This window comes from Streptomyces zhaozhouensis (assembly GCF_900230195.1).
Classification (GTDB): domain Bacteria; phylum Actinomycetota; class Actinomycetes; order Streptomycetales; family Streptomycetaceae; genus Streptomyces; species Streptomyces zhaozhouensis.
Genome location: NZ_OCNE01000019.1, coordinates 82,445 through 102,727 on the forward strand (window position 1 = coordinate 82,445; position 20,283 = coordinate 102,727).

Below are 20,283 nucleotides of genomic sequence, written 5' to 3' on the forward strand. Positions count from 1 at the left end.
ACGCTCCCTCGCATGGCGGAGGGGCAGGTGACCAGGGGGACGACGCACCCGAACAGGCTGCGGCGGATGGACCGCTGGATCGCCGCCACCCACGGCGGCGCGCTGCGCGGGGCGGCCCGGCCGCTCGCCGTCGACCTGGGGTTCGGCGCCGCGCCCTGGACCGCGGTCGAGCTGCTGCGCCGGCTGCGCGCGGTCCGCCGCGACGTGCGGGTGGTCGGCGTGGAGATCGACCGCGAACGGGTCGCCGCCGCCGGCCCGTGGGCAGAGCCGGGGCTCACGTTCGCGCACGGCGGCTTCGAGCTGGCACTGCCGGGCGGCGAACGGCCCACGCTGGTCAGGGCGGCGAACGTGCTGCGCCAGTACGACGAGGAACGGGTCGCCGGGGCGTGGGCCTCGCTGTGCTCCCGGCTGGCGCCGGACGGGCTGCTGGTCGAGGGCACCTGCGACGAGATCGGCCGCCGCCACGTGTGGGTGGCGCTGGGCCCCGAGGGGCCCCGCACGGTGACCTTCGCGGCCCGGCTCGCGTCCCTGGGCGCGCCGTCCGACCTGGCGGAACGGTTGCCGAAGGCGTTGATCCACCGGAACGTGCCGGGTGAGCCGGTGCACGCCTTCCTGCGCGACTTCGACCGGGCGTGGGCCTCCGCCGCGGCGTACGCGCCGCTGGGCGTGCGCCAGCGCTGGCTGCGCGCCGTCGGCGCGCTGCGCGCGGACTGGCCGCTGACGGACGGGCCACGGCGCTGGCGCCAGGGCGAGGTGACGGTCGCGTGGCCCGCGCTGGCGCCTGCGGCGGGCTGACCGGGGCGACCACCCGCCCAAGCCACGCACGTGAGTCGTCGACCCCACCCCGCCACCCAGCACTCGCGCAGTTCCCCGCGCCCCCAAACCGCCCACCGGCACGAAAAGGGGCGCGAGGAACTGCGCGAGCAACCCACCACCGAGGACACGACGACAACCCGCCCAAGCCACGCACGTGAGTCGTCGACCCCACCCCGCCACCCAGCACTCGCGCAGTTCCCCGCACCCCCAAACCGCCCACCGGCACGAAAAGGGGCGCGAGGAACTGCGCGAGCAACCCACCACCGAGGACACGACGACAACCCGCCCAAGCCACGCACGTGAGTCGTCGACCGCGGCCCGCCGGGGCTACGCCCCGCCCCCGCGGAGGGCTCCCGCCGCCTCGACCAGCAGCGCGCGGTCCTGGGGATAGGTCAGGTGGTCCCCCGCCTCCGGGGCCGGGAGCCAACGCAGCGCGTCCACCTCCTCGTTGGGCAGGAAGCGGCCACCCGTCACCCGCGCCAGCCAGTAGTCGACCCGCTTCAGAAGCCCCCCGGGCAGGGAATAGCGCTGGGTGCTCAACGTGCGCCCCAGCTCGCAGCGCATCCCCGTCTCCTCCAGCACCTCGCGGCGGGCCGCCGCCGCGGCCGTCTCGCCCGGGTCGAGCTTGCCCTTGGGATGCGACCAGTCGTCGTAGCGCGGCCGGTGCACCAGCGCGACCTCGACCCCGCCGTCGGCCGCCGCCCGCCACAGCACGCAGCCGGCGGCCAGGATCACCGGCGCCCCGAGGGCGCCGTCAGCTTCCCGTGGCACGCCGCTTCCTCCGCGCGTCGATCAGGGTCTCCTGCACCCGGCGCAGCGGCTGCCCGACCGAGTCGGTCGCGTGCCGCTCCCAGTGGCCGTCCGAGTGCAGGTGCCAGGACTCGGTCCGGTCGGACGTGCCGGTGGCCAGCAGCCGGGTCAGCGTCGAACGGTGCGCCGGGTCCGCGACCCGCACCAGCACCTCGATCCGCCGGTCCAGGTTGCGGTGCATCAGGTCGGCGCTGCCCAGCCACACCTCGGGGTCGCCGCCGTTGGCGAACGAGTAGACCCGCGAGTGCTCCAGGAAGCGGCCCAGCACGCTGCGGACCCGGATGTGCTCCGAGAGGCCGGGGACACCGGGGCGCAGCGCGCAGATGCCGCGCACCCAGATGTCGACCGGGACGCCGGCCTGGGAAGCGCGGTAGAGGGCGTCGATCACGGCCTCGTCGACGATCGAGTTGGACTTGAAGCGCACCCAGGCCGGGCGGCCCTCGCGGTGGTTCTCGATCTCGCGGCCGATCCGGGAGACCAGCCCCTCGCGCAGCGAGCGCGGCGCGACCAGCAGCCGGCGGTAGTTGTCCCTGCGGGAGTAGCCGGAGAGCCGGTTGAACAGGTCGGAGAGGTCCGCGCCCACGTCCGGGTCGGCGGTGAGCAGCCCGAGGTCCTCGTAGACCCTGGCCGTCTTGGGGTGGTAGTTCCCCGTGCCGACGTGGGCGTAGCGGCGCAGCTCCTCGCCCTCCTGGCGCACGACCAGGGAGAGCTTGCAGTGCGTCTTCAGGCCGACGAGCCCCCACACCACGTGGCAGCCGGCCTCCTCCAGCTTGCGGGCCCACTTGATGTTGGCGTGCTCGTCGAAGCGGGCCTTGATCTCGACCAGCACCAGCACCTGCTTGCCGGACTCGGCGGCGTCGATCAGCGCGTCGACGATGGGCGAGTCCCCCGAGGTGCGGTAGAGCGTCTGCTTGATGGCCAGCACGTCGGGGTCGGCCGCCGCCTGTTCGAGGAAGCGCTGGACCGAGGTGGAGAACGAGTCGTACGGGTGGTGCAGCAGCACGTCACGCTCGCGCAGCGCGGCGAAGACGTCGGGGGCCGAGGCGGACTCCACCTCGGCGAGGTCGCGGTGGGTGCCGGCGACGAACTTGGGGTACTTCAGCTCCGGCCGGTCGAGCCGGGCGATCGAGCCGAGCCCGGTCAGGTCCAGCGGCCCGGGGACGGCGATGACCTCCTCGCGGCGGATCTTCAGCTCCCGCACCAGCAGGTCGAGCACCTCGGAGTCGATGGACTCCTCCACCTCCAGGCGCACGGGCGGCCCGAAGCGGCGGCGCAGCAGTTCCTTCTCCAACGCCTGGAGCAGGTTCTCCGCGTCGTCCTCCTCGACCTCCAGGTCCTCGTTGCGGGTGACCCGGAAGACGTGGTGGGCGAGGACCTCCATTCCGGGGAAGAGTTCCTCCAGGTGGGCGGCGATGACGTCCTCGACGGGGACGTAGCGCTGCGGGGAGATCTCAAGGAAGCGGGAGAGCAGCGGCGGGACCTTCACGCGGGCGAAGTGCCGGTGACCGGTGGCCGGGTTGCGCACCACGACGGCGAGGTTGAGGGAGAGCCCGGATATGTAGGGGAACGGGTGCGCCGGGTCGACCGCCAGCGGGGTCAGCACGGGGAAGATCCGTTTGCGGAAGAGCGAGAACAGCGCGGTCTGCTCGTGCTCGGCCAGATCGGGCCAGCGCAGCAGGTGGATGCCCTGCTCGGCGAGGAGCGGGTTGACCTCCCGCTGGTAGCAGGTGGCCTGCCGGGCCAGCTGCTCCCTGGCGACGCCCCAGATGTCCTCCAGCACCTCGCGGGGGGTGCGGCCGGTGAGGGAACGGGTGGCGACGCCGGTCGCGATCCGCCGCTTGAGCCCGGCGACGCGCACCATGAAGAACTCGTCGAGGTTGCTCGCGAAGATCGACAGGAAGTTGGCCCGCTCCAGCAGCGGGGTGCTCGGGTCCTCGGCCAGCTCCAGGACCCGCTCGTTGAACGCCAGCCAGCTGCGCTCGCGGTCGAGGAACCGGTCCTTCGGGAGCGGGGGCAGCGCGCCGTCCGGGTCGTCGTGGGGCTCGGCGGCGGCGGTGGTGGCGCGGCCGACCAGCTCCGCGTCGAGCACGGAGGGGGACTCACCGTCGGCCAGCTCGCCGAGCTCTCCCAGCGCGAGAAGCTCGGCGTGTTCCCCGGGGCTCACGGGGGTGTCGGGAAGCCGCTGGTCGGGCAGCGGGGAGCGGGGGCTCGCGCCGGATGGCGTGCGCTCGGCTTCCACGGCGGTGCGCCCGTTGTGCGCGGTGGAGGTCATGTCGCCATTCTCCCGCCATCCGGGCGAACGGGACACGACGCCCGGGTTACTCGCGGGGGTCGAACCCGCGCCGCCGTCCAGCTCGGGGCGGTAGTGCTCGGCCCAGCGCTTCACCGTGCGGGGCGAGACCCCGTACTTGGCGGCGGCGCGCCGCAGCGACCAGCCCTTGAGCACCACAGCTCGCGCCAGCCGCCGCCGGTCCGCCTCCGAGAGGTAACCCTCCCGCCTGCCACCACCACTCATATTCGGACAGTACCCCGGAGAACGGTTGCTCCACCCCCGGAGGACCACGCCCATGGGTGGCCCCGGGGGGGCGGGGAACTGCGCGAATGCCGAGTAACGGGCCACGGAGGACCCCGGGCCCGACGGACACGACGGGTGGTCGCTCCGGAAAGCCCGACCGGTTAGGTCTCCGTGCGGTACATCACGTCCGTCTCGTGCGTGCGGAACCCCAGGGACTCGTACACGCGGACCGCCGCCGCGTTGTCCGCGTCGACGTAGAGCATCGCCGTCGGCAGCCCCCGGTCCGCCGCCAGGTGGCGCAGCCCGACCGTGGTCAGCGCGCGGCCGAGGCCGGAGCCCTGGGCCTCGGGGGCGACGCCGAGCACATAGACCTCGCCGAGCCGTTCGGCGGCGTGCACCTTGGTCCAGTGGAAGCCGAGCAGCGCCCCGTCCCGTTCGGCGAGGAAGAACCCCGCCGGGTCGAACCACTCCTCGGACTTCCGCGCGTCCAGGTCGCGTTGGGTCAGCGAGCCCTGCTCGGGGTGGTGGGAGAACGCCGCCGCGTTGAGCGCCAGCCAGGCGCCGTCGTCCACGCCGGGGACGAACGCGCGGACCGTCACGCCCTCGGGCAGCACCGGGTCCGGCAGGTCGAGGTCGGCCAACGGCCGACGCAGCTGGCGGAGTTCGCGGAACTCCGTGAGCCCGAGCCGGCGCGCGAGCCGGCGCGCGGGCGGGTGCGCACCGTGCGCCCAGAGCCGCAGCCGGTGCCCCGACTCCCGCAACAGCGCCTGCCCCAGCGTCATCCCGAGCCGCCGCCCCCGGCGCGCCGGGTCGACGACCAGCTCGCTGGAGGGCGGCTCCACCGTGTCCGTCCCGTCCAACTGCGCGTAGCCGAGCAGCTCGTCGCCCTCGCGCAGCAGCAGATGGCGCACGCCCTCCCGCGCGCCGCCGCGCAGCAGCAGCCGGCCCTGCTCGGAGACCGCCGGCTGCCCGTCGCGCCGGGCCGCCTCCTCGATCAGCCGTTCCACCAGGGCCAGTTCGTTCCCCGACACCTCGTCCCGCACCACGACTTCGGTCATGCCAGCGACTCTATGCCCCGCGAGGCGGATTTCCCTTCACTTCGTCGTTACGCCCGAGGCGCTGACGCGCTACGCGCGTAACGGCTAGGGTGCGCTGGATCCCACCCCCACCTTCGTCGCACCATCGTCGAGAGGGACCTCGTCCACCATGCAGTCACGTCACAGGTACAGAATCGCCGGGAGCGCGCTCGCGGTCGCGGCCGCCGGCGCGTTGGCGCTCACCGCGCCCGGCGCGCACGCCGACTCCGAGGAGCGCGGCGGCGGACCGCACCACGGGGGCGGACCCACCGTCGATCTCCAGGTGCTCGCCCTCAACGACCTGCACGGCGCCCTGGAGCCGCCCGGCGGTTCGGACGGGGAGCTGCTGCACCAGCACGAGGACGGCACCACCGAGACCATCGAGGCCGGCGGCGTCGAGTACCTGGCCGGCGCGCTGGCCGAGGCGCGGGAGGGTGAGCGCCGCTCCGTCACCGTGGCGGCCGGCGACATGGTCGGCGCGACCCCGCTGCTCTCCGGTCTCTTCCACGACGAGCCGACCATCGAGGCGCTCAACGGACTGGGACTGGACTACGCCGGGGTCGGCAACCACGAGTTCGACGAGGGCTACGACGAGTTGACGCGCCTCCAGGAGGGCGGCTGCCACCCGGAGGACGGCTGCTACACGGAGGACCGTACGTTCGAGGGCTCCGACTTCCCCTATCTCGCGGCCAACGTCGTCGACGAGGACACCGGCGAGCCGGTCATGGCCCCCTACGCGGTGGAGAACCTCAGGGGCGTCAAGGTCGGCTTCATCGGCGTGACGCTGGAGGGCACCGCCGACATCGTCACCCAGGAGGGCATCGAGGGCCTGGAGTTCCTCGACGAGGTCGAGACGATCAACCACTACACCGAGGTGCTGGAGCGCCAGGGCGTCCACGCGGTGATCGCGCTGGTCCACGAGGGCGGCTACCCGGCCGCCGAGGCGTACAACGCCGAGTGCGACGTCGACGGCGGCGACCTCTCGGGCCCCATCGTGGAGATCGCCGAGCGGACGCACGCCGGCGTCGACGCGCTGATCACCGGCCACACCCACCAGCCCTACGTCTGCGCCGTCCCCGACCCCGAGGGCAACGACCGGCTGGTGACCTCCGCCGCCTCCAACGGGCGGCTCTTCACCGAGCTGTCGATGTCCTACGACCGTCGTTCGGGCGACATCGTGCGCACCTCGGTCACCGGAAGCAACGTGGCGGTCGACCGGGAACGTGAGCCGGTCAACGAGATGACCGAACTGCTCGACTTCTGGCGCGAGCTGGCCGACCCGATCGCCAACGAGCCGATCGGCTGGATCTCCGCCGACATCCCAGGCCGCGGCGCCGGCACCCCCGAGTTCCCCGCCGGCGACCTGATCGCCGACGCGCAACTGGCGCACGCGCGGAGTCTCGACGAGTCGACCGACCTGGCCCTGATGAACCCGGGCGGGGTGCGCGCCGACCTCACCTACGCCGCCTCGGGCGACGAGGGCGACGGGGTCGTCACCTACGGCGAGGGATTCACGGTCCAGCCGTTCGCCAACACGGTCAACCTGCTCGACCTCACCGGCGAGCAACTGCTGACCGTGCTGACCGAGCAGGTCTCCGGGGAGAACGAGGAGTCGCCGAAGATCCTCCAGCCCTCCGAGGGCTTCTCCTACACGCTGGACCTCACCGCCTCGGGCGCGGACCGGATCGTCGCCGACTCGGTGACGGTGGGCGGCGAGCCGCTGGACCCCTCTGCCACCTACCGGGTCGCGGTCAACTCGTTCCTCGCGGGCGGCGGCGACGGGCTCCCCACGCTGGCCGAGGGCACCGACCCGCTGGTCGGCGAGGACGACATGACCGCCCTCGCGGAGTACCTGACCGCCCACTCCTCGGCCGAGGCGCCGCTCGACCCGCCGGCCGCCGACCGGATCACCGTCGTGGAGTGAACACCGTCTGAGCACGCCGGGGCGTGGTCGGTGCCCGCCGACCGCGCCCCGGCGGCGTCTCAGCGGCGGATCGGCCCCGGGACGGTCGCGGCGCCCGGTACCGCTGGCGGCGCCCGCGGGTCACTCCCGGCCGGCGACGTCCAGCATCGGGGTGTAGGTCTCCTGCTCGCCCGAGACCCAGGTCAGGCGCAGGTCGTCCCCCTGGAGCAGCGCGTGCGCGCTGCGCTCCGTGAAGACCCGCCCGCCGTTGCGCTCGCAGCTCTCCAACTGGATCAGTCCGTTGACGACGGTGCCCTCGCAGGTGTCGCCCTCACCGCTCTGGTTCTCGGTGAAGTAGACCTGGTCGTCGTTGATCGTGAGGATCGAGTCGTCCTCGTCCTCACCGGTGAGCCAGACGCCGTCCAGCTCGCCGGCGGCGGCCGGGCGGGCCGGCTCGCCCGTGGGGCCGCCGCCGTCGCCGCCTCCCCCCTTGTCCCCGGGGAGGCAGGCCGCGAGGCAGACGCAGCACGCCGCCGCCACGGCTCCCCCGAACCACCGAACTCCGAGTCTTCGTGCTCGCACCGCGGCACCTCCGCTCGCCGAACCGGTCAGCGGCAGGCTAGCGGCGGTATCACTCGGGCAAACCAGGAAACAGTGAAATCGAGGTGACCAAAAGCCCCTTCCCGGACGTCCAGCGTCCGGAGAAGTTCTGGATCTTCGCGCCGTCCACCACCGGTCCCGGCACCAGCAGCTCGGCCTCGAAGGTGCGGCCCTCGGGGTCGATGACCAGCCGGGCCTCCTCGAAATCGAGCCACTTGCGGGTCAGCGGGAACCACACCTTGTAGACGCTCTCCTTGGCGCTGAACAGCAGCCGCTCCCAGGAGACCCCGGGGTGGGTGGCGTCCAGCCGGGCCAGCATCTCGCGCTCCTCGGGCAGCGCGATCAGCCGCAGCACCTCGCGGTCGCGCAGCGGCTCGTCCGGCTCGGCGTCGATGCCGACGCCGACGACCTCGCCGACGCGGGCGACCGCCGCCGCCCGGTAGCCACGGCAGTGCGTCATGCTGCCGAGAAAGCCGTCGGGCCAGCCGGGCGCGCCCCGTTCGCCGGGCAGCAGCGGCACGGCGGGACCGCCGAGCGCGGCCAGCGCCTGCCGGGCGCAGTGGCGCACGGTGGTGAACTCCCGGCGCCTGCCGTCGACCGCGCGCGCTATCGCGCGCTCCTCCTCGGGGAAGAGCGGGGGCGGCTGCTCCGGGTCGCCGAACGACTCGACGACGGCGAGCGGCGGTGGCAACAACTCCTCGATCACCGTGCGGCCCCCACTCCCGGCAGGATCGGTACCAGTCGGCCGGGCTCGGCGGCGCGCGGCTTCCACTCCCTGGGGTACCCCAGGGACACCTCCTGGTGCGGAACGCCCGCGTGCCTGATCAGCCGCGGGATGTGCAGATGGCCGTAGACGACGCAGGCCGCGCGGTAGCGGACCGGCCACTCCTCGGTGCGGTCGGTGCCGCACCACAGCGCGAACTCCGGGTAGCGCAGCACCCGCGTCGGCTCGCGGACCAGCGGATAGTGGTTGACGAGAACGGTCGGCAGCCCCTCGGGCAGCTCGTTCGCCAGCCGCTGCTCGGTGTGGGCCAGGCGCGCGGCGCACCAGCTCTCGGAGTTCGGGTACGGGTCCGGCGTGATCATGTACTCGTCCGTGCAGATCACGCCGGCGGCCTCGGCGACCGCCATGGCCTGCTGCTTGGTGCGGGTGCCCGCGGGCCGGAACGAGTAGTCGTAGTGCAGGAACAGCGGCACGATCACCGCGGGTCCGCCCTCCCCCTCCCACACCGGGTAGGGGTCCTCGGGCGTGAGCACGCCGAGCCGGCGGCAGAGCGCCACCAGATGCTGGTAGCGGGCCTCGCCGGTCAGCTGGACCGGGTCCTCCTTGGGGGTCCACAGCTCGTGGTTCCCCGGCGTCCAGATCACCCGGGCGAAGCGCTCGGCGAGCACCGTCAACGTCCACTCGATGTCCGCCATCACCTCGCCGATGTCGCCGGCGACCAGCAGCCAGTCGTCGTCGGACTCGGGCGTCAGCTCCTCCACGATCGCCCGGTTCTCCGGGTACCGAACGTGGAGGTCGCTGATGGCGACCAGGCGTCCCATCGGCAACTCCCCCTCCTCAGCGCACGGTTGTCCACGCTACCCGATGGCGTCCGGGGACCGCCCGGGTCCGCCCGGGGGAGCGGATTACCATGGCGGCCATGGCCACCGAGAGCGCGCCGCCACGGATCGCGAAGGAACTCACCATCGGCCAGCTCGCCGAACGCAGCGGGGTGGCGACGTCGGCGCTGCGCTTCTACGAGACGCAGGGGCTGATCAGCAGCCGCCGCACCTCGGGCAACCAGCGCCGCTACCACCGCGAGACGCTGCGCCGGGTGGCGTTCATCCGGGTCTCGCAGAACGTGGGGATGCCGTTGGGCGCCATCCGCGAGGCGCTGGGGCGGCTCCCGGAGGGGCGGACGCCGACGCGGTCGGACTGGGCGGAGGTCTCCGCCTCCTGGCGGGCCGACCTGGACGCGAGGATCGGCCAGCTGGTGCGGCTGCGGGACGACCTCACGGAGTGCATCGGGTGCGGGTGCCTGTCGCTGGAGAGCTGCATGTTGGCCAACCCCTACGACGTCTGTGCCCGCGAGGGCAGCGGCCCCCGCCGGCTCCTGGAAGACGGCTCCCCGAGGGGGCGCTGCCGCACCTGACCCACCCAGACCGGCAAGGCCCGTCGTCGGCCGCGCCCCGCCACCCCGCAATCGCGCAGTTCCCCGCACCCCCAAACCGCCCACCGACAGCGAAGGGGCGCGGGGAACGGCGCGAGCAACCCACCACCGGGGCAAGCACGACCACCCACCCAAACCACGCACGTGCATAGTCGACCGCGCCCCGCCACCCCGCAATCGCGCAGTTCCCCGCACCCCCAAACCACCCACCGGCCGAAAAGGGGCGCGAGGAACGGCGCGAGCAACCACCCACCGGGCCGAGCACGACAACCCACCCAGGCCGGCAAGAACCGTCGTCGGCCGCGCCCCGCCGGTGCTAGGCGTCCGTGCCGGGGCAGCCGCAGGACGCGCGCAGGCGCAGCGTCACGGGGAACTGGCGCAGCCGCTCCGGCGGGGCGCCGCCCTGGTGGTCGCCTATCGCGAGATCCACGGCGGCCCGCGCCATCGCCACCCGGTCGGAGCCGACCGTGGTCAGCGGCGGGTCCGTGAGCCCCGCCTCCTTCACGTCGTCGAAGCCGGCGACCGCCAGCTCCCCCGGCACGTCGATCCGCAGCTCACGCGCCGCGCGCAGCACGCCGATCGCCTGGTCGTCCGTGGCGCAGACCAGCGCCGGCGGGCGGTCGGGGCCGGCGAGCAGGTCGAGGGCGATGCGGTAGGCGTCGTAGCGGTTGTACGGGGCCTTGAAGAGCCGCCCCTCCGTGGAGAGCCCCGCGACCTCCATCGCGCGCCGCCAGCCCGTGACATGGTCGGTGACCGGGTCGCCCAGCTCGGGCGTCGAGTCGACGCCGCCGAGGCAGGCGACATACGGATGGCCGTGCCCCAGCAGGTGGTGGACCAGCCGCTCCGCGCCGCCGATGTCGTCCAGGACGACGGCCACGTCGTCGATCGCCTCCGGCCGCCGGTGCAGCAGCACCACGCGGGCGTCCCAGGCGTCGATCTCGGTGGCGGCGTGCTCGCTCGGGCCCTGGCTGATCAGGATCAGCCCCGAGACCCGCATCCCGAGGAACGCCCGCAGATAGTGGACCTCGCGCTCGTCGAGATAGTCCGAGTTCCCCACCAGGACCATCTTCCCGCGCTCGGCGGCGGCCTGCTCCACGGCGTGTGCCATCTCGGCGAAGAACGGCTGTCTCGCGTCGGGCACGATCAGCCCGATGAGGTCCGTGCGTTGGGAGGCCATCGCCTGGGCGACCCGGTCGGGGCGGTACCCCAACTCCTTGATCGCGGCGAGGACCCGCTCCCTGGTGCCCGCGGCCACCGGGCGCGGGCCGTTGTTGATGACATAGCTGACGACGGCGGTGGACGTACCCGCCAGTCGCGCCACATCGTCCCGCGTCACCTTGGCCACGGGGGAAGTCTACGCGCGCAACCGCCCCTTGGGATACGGATCATCACGTTCCGCCGTCGACCGACCCCGGTTACTCCGGGGTACGGTGCGAACACCGTGCATGAAGGGTCAGTTGCGCCGCGCGGCGGCTTCCTTCACGACCTGCTCCGCCTCGCGGGTGACCGCGCGGGCCTGCTCCTTCTCGGCCGCCTTCTCCTTCTCGGGGACGACGAAGCGGTAGCCGACGTTGCGCACGGTGCCGATCAGCGACTCGTGTTCGGGGCCGAGCTTGGCGCGCAGCCGCCGCACGTGGACGTCCACGGTGCGGGTGCCGCCGAAGTAGTCGTAGCCCCAGACCTCCTGGAGCAGCTGGGCGCGGGTGAAGACCCGCCCCGGGTGCTGCGCCAGGTACTTCAGCAGCTCGAACTCCTTGAAGGTGAGGTCGAGCACCCGGCCCTTCAGCTTGGCGCTGTAGGTCGCCTCGTCGACGGAGAGGTCGCCGTTGCGGATCTCCGCCGGGCTGTCGTCGGCGGTCAGCTGCTGGCGGCCGGTGGCCAGCCGCAGCCTGGCCTCGACCTCGGCGGGGCCCGCCGTGTCGAGGAGCACATCGTCGACGCCCCAGTCGGCCGTGACGGCGGCGAGGCCGCCCTCGGTCACGATCAGCATCAGCGGGCAGCCGGGGCCGGTGGAGCGGAGCAGCTGGCAGAGGGAACGCACCTGCGGGAGGTCCTTGCGGCCGTCCACGAGGATCACGTCGGAGCTGGGCGCGTCCACCAGCGCGGGGCCCTCGGCGGGGGCGACCCGCACGTTGTGGAGCAGGAGTTCGAGCGCGGGGAGCACCTGGGAGGACGGCTGGAGCGCGTTGGTCAGGAGTAGCAGCGAACTCATCTCGAAGGCTTTCCTTCCTCAGTCCTGGCGCGGGGACGGTCGAGCGGCTCTGCCCTGAAAGCGCGAAAGGACCCGTATCGGCGTCTTCGCCCGGGTCCCTCTGGTCCAGCAGCATAGCCGAAGCGGTGACGGGTGCGCAGGGGCATGTATCACACTGGTCTCCCCGAAGGCCTCCTTCGGTTTCTCGCGCGTTTCACCGTTGTTACGACGTTCACGCCGGGGCGCGGGAGGGGCCGCCGGTGGGCCGGAGGCGTGCGCCGGGCGCGGCAGGGGCCATCATGGGGCGGCACCACAAACTCCCGGGCGGCGGGTGGAGAGCGGAGAAGATGGCGAGCGGCACGATCCGGTACTGGGCGGCGGCCAAGGCGGCGGCCGGCACGGCGGAGGAACCCTATGACGCGGCCGATCTGGCCGAGGCGCTCGCGGCGGCGCGGCGGCGGCACGCCGACAGCGCCGAGTTCGACCGGGTGCTGGCGCGCTGCGCCTTCCTGGTGGACGGCGCGCAGGTCGGCCGGCGGGAGCACGCCTCGGTCGCGTTGACGGAGGGGGGCACCGTCGAGGTGCTGCCGCCGTTCGCCGGGGGTGCGAGATGAGCGGTCCGCACGCGGAGGACGGTCAGGCCAGGAGGGCGAGTGTGAACGCGAGGACCGCACCGGGAGCGGACGCCGAGGCGCCGGCCGGCCGGGGGCCGACGAGGGCGCGGCACCGGGCCCGTTCCCCGATCATCAGCCCGGGGTGGCAGCCGGCGCTGCTGACCGCCGTGCTGGCCGGCCTGCTGGCGGCGGGCGCGTCCTTCGGGCAGTGGGCGGCGCTGCCGGCGGTGGTGCTGCTCCAGGCGGTGACGGCGGCCGGCTGGTTCCGGCTCAACGGGATGTGGCCGGCCCGGCAGGGCATCGTGCTGGCGTTCGCGGGCGGGCTGGCGGCCGACGCCGCCGTGCTGGCGGTGGACGAGGACGACGTGCCGGGGGCGCTGCTCGGGGTGCTGGGCGTGTGGTTCCTGCTGGTGATCGTGCTCCAGCTGCGGCACCGCGGTTCGTCCGACGAGCGGCTGGACTCACTGACCGCGACCTCGGCCTCGACGCTGCTGACGGTGGTGGCGGGCGCGCTGCTGGCCGCCGTCGAGGTGTCGGGCGCGGCGGTCGCGGTGGCGGCCGGCGGGGTGGCGGCGGCGACGGTGGTGCGGGCGCTGCCGGGGCCGCCGGCGTTGACGTCGCCGCTGGCGCTGGCGGCCGGCTTCGGCGTCGGGGTGTGGGCGAGCGGCCAGGACATCGGCACGCCGGCGCTCGCGCTGGGCGCGGCCGGCGGGGCGTGCGCCCTGCTCGGGCTGCGGGTCGCCTCCTACGACTTCCCCTCGCGGTTCGTCCACTTCACCGCCGGGGTGGCGCTGCCGCTGACGGCGGCGGCGCCGGCGGTCTATCCGCTGGCCGTCGCCCTGCTCTGACCCGGTCGCGGGCCCGCCGGGGGCCGCCCCGGCGGGCGGTCACCTCCCTGGCGTGTCCCTGGCGAACCGTGTAACGGGCGTGCTGCAAGGAATGGGCGCCCCTGTCTGGTAAGGGTGCTACGGGTTAGGCTCGCGCTGCTTTTCGGACACGTCTTCTCCTGGGGGTTCGCCACCCGATGCGCGCACTGCGAATAAGCCTGATCGTGGTCGTGGTCCTGGCCGTGCTGGCCACGATCGCCGACCGGGTCGCGCTCTACGTGACCCAGAACGAGGTGGCCTCCCGCGTCCAGGACCGGCTCGACCTGGAGCACGAGCCGAGCGTGTCGATCAAGGGCATCCCGTTTCTCACCCAGGTCTTCGACAGCGAGCTGGGCCACGTGGACCTGGGCGTGAAGTCGTACATCGCCACGGTCGACGACCAGGAGCTGAGCATCCAGAATCTGGACGTCGAACTGGACGACGTCGAGCTGACCGGGGGCTTCACCGAGGCGACGGCGGCGACCGCGCACGGCGAGGGGATCATCAGCTACACCGAACTGACCCGCGCCTACGGCGAGTTGCTGGCGTTGAGCGGCAACGGCTTCGGCGTGGAGTTCGAGTACGCCGGCGACGGGCGGCTGCTGCTGGTGCTCCAGGCGAGCGCGCTCGGCCAGACGCTGGACGTCGGCGAGGTGTCCGGCGAGGTCAACCTGGAGGGCGACAAGGTCTCCCTCACGGTCGACGAGGACGCGCTGCCCGACCTCCCCGACGAGGACATGCGCCGGGCGGCGCAGGAGCAGATCAACCAGGAGCGGACCATCGCCGGCCTGCCGGAGGGGCTCTCCCTGACCAGCCTGGAGCCCACGGAGGAGGGCGTGCGGGTCGTGGTGGACGGCGAGAACGTGCGCGTGAGCGGGTAGCTCGCGGCGGCGCTTGGCGCTGCGCCGCTTGGCGCTTGGCGACAGCGGTGGGGGGTGGTGGCGGCGGGTGGTCGTCCTCGGCCCGCCACTCAGCATTCGCGCAGTTCCCCGCGCCCCCGAGGCCGACGCGGGGGGCCCGCCGCCCAGCCACAGCCGGCAGCCCGCCCGGAGGGTCTGGGGCTGGGCGTCCGCATGGCAGACAGTGCTGTCTCAACATGCGGAAGGCCGGTGACACGGCCCCCGGACGCTCCGTACGATCGCGGGCATGATGCGGCAGGCGACGGGCACCCCCGCCGGGGGGCTCACCAAGCGGCGCGCGGTGGATCTCTGCCGCGTCTCGGCCATGCTCTGTCGTCGCCCCGGCTGATCCCACGCCCCCTCTCCGCCGCGCCCGCGCACACGCTCACCCGTGCGCCCCGCGCCCTTCGACGCGCGCGTGCGCCCCTGCGGCAGCCCTTTTCCGCCTCATTCGCCCAAGGAGAACCGCATGAGCCGCAGTGACGTCCTGGTGGACGCCGACTGGGTCCAGGCCCACCTCGACGACCCGAAGGTCGTGCTCGTGGAAGTCGACGAGGACACCTCGGCCTACGAGAAGAACCACATCAGGAACGCGATCCGGATCGACTGGAAGCAGGAGCTCCAGGACCCGGTCCGCCGCGACTTCGTCGACCAGGAGGGCTTCGAGAAGCTGCTCTCCGCCAAGGGCGTCGCCAACGACGACACCGTGGTCCTCTACGGCGGCAACAACAACTGGTTCGCCGCCTACGCCTACTGGTACTTCAAGCTCTACGGCCACGCGGACGTCCGCCTGCTGGACGGCGGCCGCAAGAAGTGGGAGCTGGACTCGCGCGACCTGGTCGCCGAGGTGCCGACCCGCGCCGCCACCGAGTACCGGGCGCAGCCGCAGGACACCTCGATCCGCGCGTTCCGCGACGAGGTCGTCGCCGCCATCGGCGTGCAGAACCTCGTCGACGTGCGCTCCCCCGACGAGTTCAGCGGCAAGCTGCTCGCCCCGGCGCACCTGCCGCAGGAGCAGTCCCAGGTGGGCGGGCACATCCCGAGCGCCCGCAACGTTCCCTGGTCCAAGTCGGCCAACGACGACGGCACGTTCCGTTCCGACGAGGAGCTGACGGAGCTGTACCAGGGCGAGGGCGTGGACCCGGCCAAGGACACCATCGCCTACTGCCGCATCGGCGAGCGCTCCGCGCACACCTGGTTCGTGCTGCACGAGCTTCTCGGCCAGCCCAATGTGAAGAACTACGACGGCTCCTGGACCGAGTACGGCTCACTCGTCGGCGTCCCGGTGGAGACCGGCCCGGCCAAGTGACCGGCCGCGTCCGACAGGGAACGTGAGGGAAGAGGGGAACAGCCATGTGCGGAGCGAAGGCCGGCGGCCCGGACGCCAGCGGCGTCAAGGCCGGTGAGACCACCATCCAGGGCTCGGTGACCAGGGACGGCGAGCCGGTCACCGGGTATGTCCGACTGCTGGACGCCACCGGGGAGTTCACCGCCGAGGTGCCGACCTCGGCGACCGGACAGTTCCGGTTCTACGCGGCCGAGGGCACCTGGACCGTCCGGGCGCTGGTGCCCGGCGGCACCGCCGACCGCAGCGTCGTCGCCCGGCAGGGCGGCCTGACGGAGGTCAGCATCGCCGTCTGAGCGGACCCGCCGTCCGGCGGACAGGCGTCCCGCGGACACACCGAGGCCGCGCCCCGTTGTCGGGCGCGGCCTCTTCGTCTCCCCGTTGGATGTTGCCCCGTGCTCGGTCGCCGGCGTTCCTTGTCCTGCGGCTCGGGCCGGTCAGTAGACCAGGGCCCGTACGCCTTCGGGCATGATCTCGCTCACGAAGACCTGTGCTCCGGCAATGCGTACCCCCTCCATCACGTCGTCCTCCGTGATTCCCCTGCGCGCCGCGCACTGCGTGCACAGGGTCACGCGGCCACCGGCCTGGACGGTCTCGATCAACTCAGGCAGCGGAGCCGCGTGCGGCAGCTGGAACTCCGCGGCCCGGTCGGGCAGCGCGAACCAGGCCGACTCCCCGGTCAGCCACAGCGAGACCTCCACCCCGCTGGCCGCGGCCACCGCGGCCACCGTGAACGCCTGCGAGCAACGCTCGGGGGCGTCCGCCCCCGCCGTCACCTTCACCACCAGCTTCTGAGCCATGGGACCACCGTAGCCGGGCGGGTCCCGGGGCTAGCGAGTCGTGCCGCAGGTAGCGCAGACCCAGTCTCCCTGCGGACCCTGATACATGGTCCCGCCACAATTTGGACAACTCATGATCACATCCTTTCCACGCGCTTAGACGCGAGAATGGCCAAACACGTTCAGTCGCGGTGATCACAAAACGGTCAAGACGTCCCCGGGCGCGTGCGTCTCACCGCGCGCCTCACCGTGCGCCTCAAGCGGCCCACCTCCCGAAGCTGCCCAGGAGCGTGGCCACTAGACTCGGCCGGGAACGTTCTTCACATCCGGCGCCGAGCGCAAGGAGCTCCCCGTGCTTGAGGCATTCTTCATCACCCTGATGGTCCTAGTGGCCGTCGGCACCACCGCGTTCACCGGGCTGGTCGTGGTGAAGCTCTACCAGGGACAGCGCTGACCATGATCGAGATCCCCTCCGATCTCAACCCGTCACTGGTCCCGCTCGCCTTCCTCCTCGGCACCTGGCAGGGCGCCGGCGTCGCCGACTTCCCGGGCGACGAGGCGAGCAACTTCGGGCAGCAGGTCACGTTCAGCCACGACGGCCGTGACTTCCTGGAGTACACCGCGCGCTCCTGGCGGCTCGACGAGGCCGGCGAGCGCAAGGCGCCGCTGGAGACCGAGCACGGTTTCTGGCGGATCGACGCCGAGCGCAGGATCGAGGCGGTGCTGGTGCGCGACCAGGGCGTCGTCGAGGTCTGGTACGGCGAACTGGCCGACGGCAAGCCGCAGATCGACCTGGCCACGGACGCCATCGCCCGCACCCAGGCCAGCCCGCCCTACGCCGGCGGCAAACGGCTCTACGGGTACGTCAACGGCGACCTGATGTGGGTCGGCGAGAAGGCCACCCCCGAGGTGCCGCTCCGCCCCTACATGTCGGCCCAGTTGAAGAAGGCGGTCGACCCACGGGAGTGGATCGGCGACCTGAAGGACCTCCCGGACGACGGGATCGCCTTCTTCAAGTGAGCGGGTTCTTCGAGCTTCGGGTGAGCGGGTTCTTCGAGTGAGCGGGCGCGGGCCCCTTCCGGGGCCCGACGCGGCTCAGGGCGTGCGCAGCGCGCCGCCGTCCACCGGGACCGTGGTGCCGGTCACATAGCCGGCGGCCGGCGACAGCAGGAACGCGGCGACCCGACCGAACTCCGCCGGCTCCCCGTAGCGGCCCAACGGGATGGCCCCCTTGGTGCGCCGCCGCGCCTCCGGGTCGGCGGCGGCGTCCAGCTCGCGGGTGCGGTCCGTCGCGATCCGCCCCGGCAGCAGACCCAGCACCCGCACCCCGCGCGGCCCGAACTCGTCGGACATGTCCTTGGCGACCATGGCGAGCCCGGGGCGCAACCCGTTGGAGATGCCGAGACCGTTGATCGGCGAACGGGCCGAGCTGGAGAGCACCAGGCCCAACGCCCCGCCCTCCCCCTCGGCCAGCGCGCCCGCGAAGGTGCGCGCCGCGCGCACCGCCCCGAGAAAGACGCTCTCGAACGCGGACCGCCACTGCGCGTCGGTGACGGCGGCGGCCGTCCCCGGCGGCGGACCGCCGACGGAGATCAGCGCCCCGTCGCAGCGGCCGAAGCGCTCGCCGGCCAGCGCCAGCAGCCGCTCGGGGGTCTCGGGGGCGGCGAGGTCGGCGGCCAGTCCCGCGGCGTTCTCCTCCCCCAGCCCGGCCACCGCGCCGGCCACGGCCTCCGCGCCGCGCGAGGCCACGACCACGCGGGCGCCCTCGGCGACCAGCGCCTCGGCCGTCGCCCGGCCCAGCCCCCTGGTGCCGCCGGTCACCACGTAGACGCGGTCGCTCAGTCCCAGATCCATCGCACACCATCCCCTGTCGTCGCGGGCATCTCGTCGTGGCGCACCACTATGCCCTTCCCGGGCGGCGTTCCTTACGGCGGTTTGACGTCGGTGGGAGCAGGATGGGTCATGCCTCCTCGCACGGACCCCGTCGTTTCCCCTCGCACGGGGTCCGTGCCCCCCTCGCGGGCGCCGCGCGCCCGTTCTCCCCTTCTACACTGGGCCACGTGGTGAGCACCGACTGGCAGGACGATCTCCGCAGCCGCGGCTACCGGCTGACGCCCCAGCGTCAGCTGGTGCTGGAGGCCGTCGACAGGCTGGACCACTCCACGCCCGAGGACATCCTGGCCGAGGTCCGCAAGACCGCCGGCGGGGTCAACATCTCGACGGTCTACCGGACGTTGGAGCTGCTGGAGGAGCTGGGCCTCGTCTCCCACGCGCACATCGGGCACGGCGCCCCGACGTACCACCTGGCGGAGCGCCACGACCACCTGCATCTGATGTGCCGGGACTGCGAGCGGGTCATCGAGGCCGAGCTGGGGCTGGCCGAGCCGTTCGCCGACGCGCTCCGCGAGCGGTTCGGCTTCGAGACGGACCTCCGCCACTTCGCCATCTTCGGCCGCTGCGGTCGCTGCGCCGGCGTCGACGCTGACGCTGGCGCCGCGGACGACAGCCCACCTGGTCGGCCAGGACCGTAGTCGCCTGCGGCCCGCCACGGATGCACCGCGCAGTTCCCCGCGCCCCTGACGGGGCACCTGCCGGCACCTGACCGACCACGCCAGCCCCATCAAGGGGCGCGGGGAACTGCGCGAGCAACCACACACCGGGCCGCACCCGACAACGGGCGGAAGGGGCCGCTTCCGTGGTCGCCCCGGTCAAGCCGAGCGGCAGCGTACTGTGGACGCATGTCGTCGTACGCCAGTCCCCTGTTGGAGCTGCCCGGCGCCGTCGCCGCGCGGGAGCCGGATCTCGGGGTCGCCGCCCACTACGGCGATCTCTTCCGTGAACAGCGCGCGCTGGCGAAAGGCGAGGGGCTGGTCGACCTCTCGCACCGCGAGGTGGTCTCGGTCACCGGGCCCGACCGGCTGAGCTGGCTGCATCTGCTGCTCACCCAGCACGTGGAACGGCTCGCGCCGGGCCAGGCGACCGAGGCGTTGATCCTCTCCGCCAAGGGCCACATCGAGCACGTGCTCTATCTCGTGGACGACGGCGAGACGACCTGGGCGCACACCGAGCCCGGCGCCGCCGCCGCGCTGCTCGCGTATCTGGAGAGCATGAAGTTCTTCTACCGGGTGGAAGTCGCCGACCGGACGGCCGAGTTCGCCGTCGTGCACCTGCCGGCCGGGTCGATCGCGGAGGCGCCCGCCGGGGCGCCGGTGCGCGAGACGCCGCACGGGCGCGACGTCTTCCTGCCGCGCGGCGAGCTGCCCGCGTTCGCCGAGGCGAACGGCCCCGCGATCGGGGTGCTGGCGTACGAGGCGCTGCGCGTGGAGGGGCACCGGCCGCGGCTGGGTCTTGAGACCGACCACCGGACCATCCCGCACGAGCTTGGCTGGCTGGATACCGCGGTCCATCTGCAGAAGGGCTGCTACCGGGGCCAGGAGACCGTCGCCCGGGTGCAGAACCTGGGCCGGCCGCCGCGTCGGCTCGTCTTTCTGCACCTGGACGGCAGCGAGGTGACGCTGCCCGAGCCTGGCGCCCCGGTGCGGCTGGCGGCGGACGGGCCGGAGGGCCGGGAGCTGGGGCGGGTCACCACCTCGGCGCGCCACCACGAGCTGGGCCCGATCGCGCTCGCCGTGATCAAGCGGAACGTGCCGGGCGACGCCCCGCTGCTGGCCGACGCGACGCCGGCGGCCCAGGAAGTGGTCGTCGCCCCCTGACGC

The 20,283-nt window shown here is 73.0% G+C and carries 22 protein-coding genes; 12 read left to right on the forward strand and 10 right to left on the reverse strand.

Translation table 11 applies throughout. The features are described 5' to 3' along the window. Positions 1–12 precede the first annotated feature (12 nt). Positions 13–795 (forward strand): SAM-dependent methyltransferase, encoded by a 783-nt coding sequence (locus CRP51_RS22765; protein WP_097233180.1) that lies wholly within the window; start codon positions 13–15, stop codon positions 793–795. A gap of 348 nt (positions 796–1,143) precedes the next feature. On the opposite strand, the gene CRP51_RS22770 is transcribed toward CRP51_RS22765, so the two are convergent. From CRP51_RS22770 to mshD, 3 genes are all read right to left on the reverse strand, one after another. Next, entirely contained in the window at positions 1,144–1,587 is a 444-nt protein-coding gene (locus tag CRP51_RS22770; RefSeq protein WP_212615971.1) for an NUDIX hydrolase, read from the reverse strand. Further along, positions 1,571–4,141 (reverse strand): RNA degradosome polyphosphate kinase, encoded by a 2,571-nt coding sequence (locus CRP51_RS22775; RefSeq protein ID WP_170970641.1) that lies wholly within the window; start codon positions 4,139–4,141, stop codon positions 1,571–1,573. The genes CRP51_RS22770 and CRP51_RS22775 overlap by 17 nt, the downstream gene beginning before the upstream one ends. A 161-nt stretch (positions 4,142–4,302) precedes the next feature. After that, entirely contained in the window at positions 4,303–5,199 is an 897-nt protein-coding gene (mshD, locus tag CRP51_RS22780; protein WP_097233182.1) for a mycothiol synthase, read from the reverse strand. Positions 5,200–5,347: 148 nt separating this feature from the next. Here mshD and CRP51_RS22785 point away from each other — a divergent pair, with 148 nt between their 5' ends. After that, a complete protein-coding gene (locus tag CRP51_RS22785; protein WP_097233183.1) occupies positions 5,348–7,141 on the forward strand; it encodes a bifunctional metallophosphatase/5'-nucleotidase in 1,794 nt (597 codons plus the stop codon). 120 nt (positions 7,142–7,261) lie between these two features. Here CRP51_RS22785 and CRP51_RS22790 read toward each other — a convergent pair whose 3' ends face one another. Genes CRP51_RS22790 through CRP51_RS22800 form a run of 3 tightly spaced genes read right to left on the reverse strand, consistent with a single transcriptional unit; the run spans position 7,262 to position 9,265 of the window. After that, positions 7,262–7,702: a hypothetical protein gene (locus CRP51_RS22790; protein WP_141514647.1), complete on the reverse strand. Its 441-nt coding sequence runs from the start codon at positions 7,700–7,702 to the stop codon at positions 7,262–7,264. Positions 7,703–7,751: 49 nt separating this feature from the next. Continuing rightward, the gene (locus CRP51_RS22795) at positions 7,752–8,426 is read right to left on the reverse strand and encodes a 4'-phosphopantetheinyl transferase family protein (protein WP_097233185.1); all 675 of its coding nucleotides are present in this window, start codon (positions 8,424–8,426) and stop codon (positions 7,752–7,754) included. Then, positions 8,423–9,265, reverse strand: a complete 843-nt coding sequence (locus CRP51_RS22800) for a metallophosphoesterase family protein (RefSeq protein WP_097233186.1) — start codon at positions 9,263–9,265, stop codon at positions 8,423–8,425. The genes CRP51_RS22795 and CRP51_RS22800 overlap by 4 nt, the downstream gene beginning before the upstream one ends. A gap of 98 nt (positions 9,266–9,363) precedes the next feature. On the opposite strand from CRP51_RS22800, the gene soxR reads away from it, so the two are divergent. After that, complete coding sequence (gene soxR, locus CRP51_RS22805; RefSeq protein ID WP_097233233.1) at positions 9,364–9,855, forward strand: redox-sensitive transcriptional activator SoxR; 492 nt, start codon at positions 9,364–9,366, stop codon at positions 9,853–9,855. A 334-nt stretch (positions 9,856–10,189) separates the two neighbouring features. On the opposite strand, the gene CRP51_RS22810 is transcribed toward soxR, so the two are convergent. Both CRP51_RS22810 and CRP51_RS22815 read right to left on the reverse strand, forming a co-directional pair. Then, positions 10,190–11,218 (reverse strand): LacI family DNA-binding transcriptional regulator, encoded by a 1,029-nt coding sequence (locus tag CRP51_RS22810; RefSeq protein WP_097233187.1) that lies wholly within the window; start codon positions 11,216–11,218, stop codon positions 10,190–10,192. 108 nt (positions 11,219–11,326) lie between these two features. Beyond that, positions 11,327–12,085: a winged helix-turn-helix transcriptional regulator gene (locus tag CRP51_RS22815; RefSeq protein WP_097233188.1), complete on the reverse strand. Its 759-nt coding sequence runs from the start codon at positions 12,083–12,085 to the stop codon at positions 11,327–11,329. Between the two features lie 326 nt (positions 12,086–12,411). Between CRP51_RS22815 and CRP51_RS22820 the strand changes: the two genes are divergently transcribed. The 6 genes from CRP51_RS22820 (at position 12,412) to CRP51_RS22840 (ending at position 16,084) form a co-directional block, all read left to right on the forward strand. Then, complete coding sequence (locus CRP51_RS22820) at positions 12,412–12,678, forward strand: MoaD/ThiS family protein (protein ID WP_097233189.1); 267 nt, start codon at positions 12,412–12,414, stop codon at positions 12,676–12,678. A 41-nt stretch (positions 12,679–12,719) separates the two neighbouring features. Next, positions 12,720–13,526 (forward strand): hypothetical protein, encoded by an 807-nt coding sequence (locus tag CRP51_RS22825; RefSeq protein WP_212615972.1) that lies wholly within the window; start codon positions 12,720–12,722, stop codon positions 13,524–13,526. A 176-nt stretch (positions 13,527–13,702) separates the two neighbouring features. Next, the gene (locus CRP51_RS22830; protein ID WP_097233190.1) at positions 13,703–14,425 is read left to right on the forward strand and encodes an LmeA family phospholipid-binding protein; all 723 of its coding nucleotides are present in this window, start codon (positions 13,703–13,705) and stop codon (positions 14,423–14,425) included. Positions 14,426–14,690: 265 nt separating this feature from the next. Further along, positions 14,691–14,792: a putative leader peptide gene (locus CRP51_RS30110; RefSeq protein ID WP_319789588.1), complete on the forward strand. Its 102-nt coding sequence runs from the start codon at positions 14,691–14,693 to the stop codon at positions 14,790–14,792. A gap of 120 nt (positions 14,793–14,912) precedes the next feature. Continuing rightward, complete coding sequence (locus tag CRP51_RS22835) at positions 14,913–15,752, forward strand: sulfurtransferase (protein WP_097233191.1); 840 nt, start codon at positions 14,913–14,915, stop codon at positions 15,750–15,752. Between the two features lie 44 nt (positions 15,753–15,796). Then, the gene (locus CRP51_RS22840; RefSeq protein WP_097233192.1) at positions 15,797–16,084 is read left to right on the forward strand and encodes a DUF1416 domain-containing protein; all 288 of its coding nucleotides are present in this window, start codon (positions 15,797–15,799) and stop codon (positions 16,082–16,084) included. Between the two features lie 141 nt (positions 16,085–16,225). On the opposite strand, the gene CRP51_RS22845 is transcribed toward CRP51_RS22840, so the two are convergent. Continuing rightward, positions 16,226–16,588, reverse strand: a complete 363-nt coding sequence (locus tag CRP51_RS22845) for a DsrE family protein (RefSeq protein WP_097233193.1) — start codon at positions 16,586–16,588, stop codon at positions 16,226–16,228. Between the two features lie 435 nt (positions 16,589–17,023). On the opposite strand from CRP51_RS22845, the gene CRP51_RS22855 reads away from it, so the two are divergent. Continuing rightward, positions 17,024–17,587 carry a heme-binding beta-barrel domain-containing protein gene (locus CRP51_RS22855; protein ID WP_097233195.1) on the forward strand — a complete coding sequence of 188 codons (564 nt, stop codon included), beginning with the start codon at positions 17,024–17,026 and terminating at the stop codon, positions 17,585–17,587. 75 nt (positions 17,588–17,662) lie between these two features. Here CRP51_RS22855 and CRP51_RS22860 read toward each other — a convergent pair whose 3' ends face one another. Then, on the reverse strand, positions 17,663–18,421 hold the full coding sequence (locus CRP51_RS22860) for an SDR family oxidoreductase (protein ID WP_097233196.1): 759 nt from the start codon (positions 18,419–18,421) through the stop codon (positions 17,663–17,665). Between the two features lie 206 nt (positions 18,422–18,627). Here CRP51_RS22860 and CRP51_RS22865 point away from each other — a divergent pair, with 206 nt between their 5' ends. Together CRP51_RS22865 and ygfZ are read left to right on the forward strand one after the other, a co-directional pair. Further along, on the forward strand, positions 18,628–19,098 hold the full coding sequence (locus CRP51_RS22865; protein ID WP_097233197.1) for a Fur family transcriptional regulator: 471 nt from the start codon (positions 18,628–18,630) through the stop codon (positions 19,096–19,098). A 207-nt stretch (positions 19,099–19,305) separates the two neighbouring features. Next, the gene (gene ygfZ / locus CRP51_RS22870; RefSeq protein WP_097233198.1) at positions 19,306–20,280 is read left to right on the forward strand and encodes a CAF17-like 4Fe-4S cluster assembly/insertion protein YgfZ; all 975 of its coding nucleotides are present in this window, start codon (positions 19,306–19,308) and stop codon (positions 20,278–20,280) included. Positions 20,281–20,283 lie beyond the last annotated feature (3 nt).

What these genes read in the sequence shown, in the direction of transcription:
- CRP51_RS22765 (WP_097233180.1), top strand. Translation starts at nt 13, where the DNA reads ATGGCGGAGGGGCAGGTGACCAGGGGGACGACGCACCCGAACAGGCTG.
- CRP51_RS22775 (WP_170970641.1), bottom strand. Translation starts at nt 4,141, where the DNA reads ATGAGTGGTGGTGGCAGGCGGGAGGGTTACCTCTCGGAGGCGGACCGG.
- mshD (WP_097233182.1), bottom strand. Translation starts at nt 5,199, where the DNA reads ATGACCGAAGTCGTGGTGCGGGACGAGGTGTCGGGGAACGAACTGGCC.
- CRP51_RS22785 (WP_097233183.1), top strand. Translation starts at nt 5,348, where the DNA reads ATGCAGTCACGTCACAGGTACAGAATCGCCGGGAGCGCGCTCGCGGTC.
- CRP51_RS22800 (WP_097233186.1), bottom strand. Translation starts at nt 9,265, where the DNA reads ATGGGACGCCTGGTCGCCATCAGCGACCTCCACGTTCGGTACCCGGAG.
- soxR (WP_097233233.1), top strand. Translation starts at nt 9,364, where the DNA reads ATGGCCACCGAGAGCGCGCCGCCACGGATCGCGAAGGAACTCACCATC.
- CRP51_RS22815 (WP_097233188.1), bottom strand. Translation starts at nt 12,085, where the DNA reads ATGAGTTCGCTGCTACTCCTGACCAACGCGCTCCAGCCGTCCTCCCAG.
- CRP51_RS22820 (WP_097233189.1), top strand. Translation starts at nt 12,412, where the DNA reads ATGGCGAGCGGCACGATCCGGTACTGGGCGGCGGCCAAGGCGGCGGCC.
- CRP51_RS22830 (WP_097233190.1), top strand. Translation starts at nt 13,703, where the DNA reads ATGCGCGCACTGCGAATAAGCCTGATCGTGGTCGTGGTCCTGGCCGTG.
- CRP51_RS30110 (WP_319789588.1), top strand. Translation starts at nt 14,691, where the DNA reads ATGATGCGGCAGGCGACGGGCACCCCCGCCGGGGGGCTCACCAAGCGG.
- CRP51_RS22835 (WP_097233191.1), top strand. Translation starts at nt 14,913, where the DNA reads ATGAGCCGCAGTGACGTCCTGGTGGACGCCGACTGGGTCCAGGCCCAC.
- CRP51_RS22840 (WP_097233192.1), top strand. Translation starts at nt 15,797, where the DNA reads ATGTGCGGAGCGAAGGCCGGCGGCCCGGACGCCAGCGGCGTCAAGGCC.
- CRP51_RS22845 (WP_097233193.1), bottom strand. Translation starts at nt 16,588, where the DNA reads ATGGCTCAGAAGCTGGTGGTGAAGGTGACGGCGGGGGCGGACGCCCCC.
- CRP51_RS22855 (WP_097233195.1), top strand. Translation starts at nt 17,024, where the DNA reads ATGATCGAGATCCCCTCCGATCTCAACCCGTCACTGGTCCCGCTCGCC.
- CRP51_RS22860 (WP_097233196.1), bottom strand. Translation starts at nt 18,421, where the DNA reads ATGGATCTGGGACTGAGCGACCGCGTCTACGTGGTGACCGGCGGCACC.
- ygfZ (WP_097233198.1), top strand. Translation starts at nt 19,306, where the DNA reads ATGTCGTCGTACGCCAGTCCCCTGTTGGAGCTGCCCGGCGCCGTCGCC.